This is a genomic window from Embleya sp. NPDC059213, from assembly GCF_042754445.1.
Lineage (GTDB): Bacteria > Actinomycetota > Actinomycetes > Streptomycetales > Streptomycetaceae > Embleya.
In genome coordinates, this window is the sequence record NZ_JBHZAV010000366.1 from 1 (window position 1) to 3,686 (window position 3,686).

Below are 3,686 nucleotides of genomic sequence, written 5' to 3' on the forward strand. Positions count from 1 at the left end.
CCCGCGCCCCCGCCGGGGGGGGGCGCCCCCCCCCCCCCGGCGCGGATGGTGGGCGTCAGTGGATCGCGACGAACGACTCGCTGACGTTCCACACCGCGAACTCGTCGCCGTGGTGGCCGCAGTCCGAGAAGTGAACGCCGGAGCTGGAGCGGTGACCGGCCACGAGGCCGTCGCCGTGCCCGCCCGCGCTCGCGGTGCCGGCGCCGACGAAGGCGAAGAGGGCGGCGCCGGCGATGGCGATCAACGAGGTGCGGATGCGCATTGTCATCTCCCATGAAGTGTGGGTATGCAGGACGTCATACAGATATCCGGAAAACCACATCAATATGGGGAATTTCGCCCATTAGGGGCGTGTCGTGCGCTCGTTACGACCCGTTCGGACCGTTGTCACTCGTGCACGAAGGTGAGCCAGTGCGCGTAACGGTCGTCCGTACCGGTGATCGCCCCGGTGTAGGCGGTCTGCAGCTTTCGGGTGATCGGACCGGCACCCACCTCGCGGTCGTCCAGCGAGGCCACCGGGACCACGCCCGCCGCGGTGCCGCAGACCAGGATCTCGTCGGCGGTGTACAGGTCCGAGCGGAGCAGGTTCTCCACGCGGACCGGCAGGCCCAGGTCGGCGGCCAGCGTGAGCACCGTGTCCTGGGTGATCCCGCGCAGCGCGCCGGCACTCGCGGGCGGCGTGTACACCACGCCGTCGCGCACCGTGAAGACGTTGGCCGCGCTGCACTCGCTGACGTAGCCGTCCGCGTTGAGCAGCAGCGCCTCGTCGTAACCGGCCCGCAGCGCCGCGGTCTTGGCCAGCGCCGCGTTGAGGTAACCGGCGGTGGCCTTGGCCGCGGGCGGCAGCGCGTTCGGGTCGTTGCGTCGCCACGAGCTGGTCGCCAGGCGGATGCCGCGCTCGGCCGACTCGCCGCCGAGGTAGGCGTGCCACTCCCAGCCCGCGATGCTCACCTCGACGGCCATCTCGGGCCGGAAGGCCGGGCCCATCTCGCCGTAGCCGATGTGCGCGAGATGGCGCAGGTAGCACTCGGAGTGCCCGTTGGCGGCGATCAGTTCCACGGTCGCGGCGCGCAGCTCGGTCAGTGTGTAGGGCACCTCGAAGCCCAGGATGTGCGCGCTTTCGCGGAACCGGCGCAGGTGGTCGTCGAGCCGGAACACCGCGGGGCCGCGCGGGGTGAGGTGGGCCCGGGTGCCTTCCAGGACGCCGGTGCCGTAGTGCAGTCCGTGGCTGAGGACGTGCACCTTGGCGTCCGCCCACGGCACGAGCGTGCCGTTCATCCAGATCCGGTCCGCTTCGGTCAGTGCCATCGCTGCTCCCGCCCTCGTGTGCTCGTACGTGGTCGTGCGTGGTGCGTCCGGCCGTGCTCGGCCTGCGGCGGTGGCCGGGGTCGGCCCGGGGTCGATCGGTCCGACCGGGGTCGACCGGGTCCGACTCGGCAAGTGGATCGCTGACAAATGCTTCGATGAGCCACTTGGTGAGTGGCACATTAGCCCTATCGGTATTGAGCCACTAGTGCCGATCCGATATTCGGACATGGCGACATGCCGCTCCCGGGTCGTGCGGGGCAGCGGTCGAGTCGGCTTGTGGGGTGGGGGAGTTGGGCGGGTCGGCCGGAGTGGTCCTAGCGGGACTCGCGCCAGCTCTTCACGAGGAGTTCGACCGCCTGGGACAGGATCGGTTCGGGCCAGGCGTAGCTGAGCCGGATGCGGTTGGCGGCGGTGTCGGGGAGCGGGGCGAAGACCGCGCCGGGGGAGACCGCGACGCCGTGGCGCAGGGCGGTCGCCACGAATTCCTCGCCGTCCGCGCCGGGCAGCCGGGCCCAGAGGGACAGGCCGCCGCGCGGCAGGGTCCACTCCCACTCGGGCAGGTGCTCGGCGAGTTCGGCGGCGAAGTGGTCGCGGCGGCCGGCGAGCGTGGCGGACCACTCGCGGACGCGCGTGGCGCGGTCCGGATCGCGGAGCAGGTGGATGGCGAACTGCTGGTCGAGCGTGGAACAGGCCAGGTCGGTGCGCTGTTTGGCCTCGATCAACAGAGCCCGTACGGCGGGCGGCGCGGCGATCCAGCCCAGCCGCAGACCGCCCCACGTGGTCTTGGACAGCGAGCCCAGGCAGACCGTGCCCTCGGGCAGATGTTCGGCCGCCGAGGCCACCGGACCGTCGGCCAGATCGGCGAGGCTGCGGTCCTCCACGAGCAGCGCGCCCTCCTCGGCGGCGACCTCGGCGATCGCCTTCGCGCGCCGGGCCGAGACCACCGCGCCGGTCGGGTTGTGCACCGGCAGCGAGAACACGTACGCGGGGCGATGCCGACGGATCGCCGCGCGCAGTGCGTCCGGGTCGAGGCCGTCGCGGTCGGCCGGCACCGGGATCGCCTCGGCGCCGAAGCGGTATCCGGCCGCGAGCATCCCGGGATAGGTGGTCGGCTCGACCAGGACCCGGTCGCCGGGTGCCAGCAGCGCGTCGGCGACCAGGTGGATCGCCTGCTGCGCGCCGGAGGTCACCACGATGTCGTCGGCGGCGAATCCGGTGGGCAGCTCGTGGGCGGCGATCAGGGCGCGCAGCCGCGCGTCGCCGGCCGGCGCGTACCCGTCCTGTGGACGTGCGTCGAGCAGGTCCTCGACGCGCAGCGCGGTGTTCGGCAACAGCGAGGCGTCGGGGACGGCGGCCTTGGCCAGGTCGACCATGATGGCGCCCTCGCGCAGCCAGCGGGCGAAGGTCGGCCGACCACCGGGACGCACGTAGGAGCCGCTGCCGTGCCGGCGTTCGATCAGCCCGATGCGGTTGAGCGAGAGGTAGGCCGAGGCGACCGTGCCGCGGCTGAACCCGAGCGCCTCGGCGAGGGCACGCTCGGAGGGCAGCCTGGTCTCGGCGAGCAGATCGCCGCCCTCGACCAGTTCGCGCAGGGCGTCGAACAGGCGCTCGCCGCGGGATCGACGCTCGTTGCGGCGGGGACGCCCCATGCGCTCCCCGACCACCACGGCGAACTGCTCGACCTCCACGATCACTCCCTCGACGCACACGTGTGGGACGACGATGGTTTCACGGCCTGCGGCGGGGGCGGTCATGCGTGGGGGCGGGGAGCGCGGGTGAGGGCGGGGCAGGGGGCGGATCGTGGGGTCCGTAACGCCGGACGGGTAGCCGGGGTCGGGGCCGCCGGCGGGTTACCAGGGCAGCGGGCGGGTGTCGCGGAAGAAGCCGCCGGTGGGGCCGGCGTCGGGGAGGGTGGCCGCCCAGACGATGCCGGCGGCACCCGCCTCGACCGGGCGACCACCGGGGCCGCCCGGATCGGTGGCCACCCAGCCGGGGCAGATCGCGTTGACCAGGATGCGATCGGGGCGCAGCTCGGCCGCGAGCATCCGGGTGAGCGCGTTGAGGCCGACCTTGGAGACCGTGTACGCGGGCGCACCGCCGCCCATGTTGGTCAGCGACGCGGCCTCGCTGCTCACGTTGACGATGCGCGGATGGGCCGAGCGGCGCAGCAGCGGCAGGAACGCCTGCACCGTGCGCCACGGTCCGTAGAGGTTGGTCTCGCCCGCCTCGACCACCACCGCGAGGTCGGCGTCGGTCGCGCGTTGTCGGCTGTCGTAGCTGATCGCGGCGTTGTTGACCAGCGTGTCCAGGCCGCCGAAGCGTCGCTCCACCTCGGCGGCGGCATGCCGGACGCCGGCCGGGTCGGTCACGTCCAGGTG

4 protein-coding genes are annotated in these 3,686 nt (G+C 72.8%); all 4 read right to left on the reverse strand.

Going from position 1 to position 3,686, the window contains the following annotated elements:
- Positions 1-55 precede the first annotated feature (55 nt).
- Positions 56-268 carry a hypothetical protein gene (locus tag ACFXMF_RS47155; protein ID WP_360318343.1) on the reverse strand — a complete coding sequence of 71 codons (213 nt, stop codon included), beginning with the start codon at positions 266-268 and terminating at the stop codon, positions 56-58.
- 119 nt (positions 269-387) lie between these two features.
- Complete coding sequence (locus tag ACFXMF_RS47160) at positions 388-1,308, reverse strand: branched-chain amino acid transaminase (RefSeq protein WP_360318345.1); 921 nt, start codon at positions 1,306-1,308, stop codon at positions 388-390.
- A 314-nt stretch (positions 1,309-1,622) separates the two neighbouring features.
- Complete coding sequence (locus ACFXMF_RS47165; protein WP_380018154.1) at positions 1,623-2,996, reverse strand: PLP-dependent aminotransferase family protein; 1,374 nt, start codon at positions 2,994-2,996, stop codon at positions 1,623-1,625.
- Positions 2,997-3,158: 162 nt separating this feature from the next.
- On the reverse strand, positions 3,159-3,686 hold a 528-nt coding region (locus tag ACFXMF_RS47170), incomplete at its 5' end, for an SDR family oxidoreductase (protein ID WP_380021294.1).